The sequence below is a fragment of the Herbiconiux daphne genome (assembly GCF_024979295.1).
Taxonomy (GTDB): domain Bacteria; phylum Actinomycetota; class Actinomycetes; order Actinomycetales; family Microbacteriaceae; genus Herbiconiux; species Herbiconiux daphnes.
The window spans coordinates 1-561 of the sequence record NZ_JANLCJ010000666.1 but is presented as its reverse complement, the minus strand read 5'-3'; the positions used below and the strand labels follow the sequence as shown (position 1 = coordinate 561).

The 561-nt window shown below is 50.1% G+C and carries 1 protein-coding gene; it reads left to right on the top strand.

Annotated features, from left to right (window positions below):
• Positions 1-561 (top strand): hypothetical protein (locus N1032_RS27040; protein ID WP_259543785.1); only part of this gene is annotated, 561 nt, incomplete at both ends.

The window sequence follows — 561 nt, the reverse complement described above, 5'->3', positions numbered from 1 at the left end:
GAGAGCCGCAGGAACCGCGACGAAGGAAACCAGCGCCCGGATGAATGGCTTCCAGTGCAGGTGATTACGTTCAACGAGCTACAAGCCATCGTGAGAAACCACGAAGCGAGTAAGGCGCTCAAGGCGCGTAAAGAAGCCATCATTGGAAAAATGACGCCGGAGCAAAAGGAAGATTTCGACAAGAAAATTAAGGCACTTGACGATAAACACCGTGAGCTTACCAAAGACATTTTAAAAAGTGAGAGCCACCAGCTTGAGCTATTGCTTAACACCATTCTCACACCTTCCTTTGGTGAATACCTGCAAGATATGTCGGATAAACTGGATGTGCTGGAGTACAGGACAAGCCGAACAATTGACGGCCTGATCCAGAGCGGCAGAGCTGAGGAAAGTTTCATACAGCATCGAGAAAAGCGCCTCATGGTGAGCAGCTTCATAAACGCCGATGCAAGGTTGCGAGTTGTCGTCCAGACGCTACAGCGCATCGAGGACGCACACGAAGCAGCGATAGAGCGACGCCAGTTAAAAACCTATGACGAAAGCGAATGGTATGCACTGGAG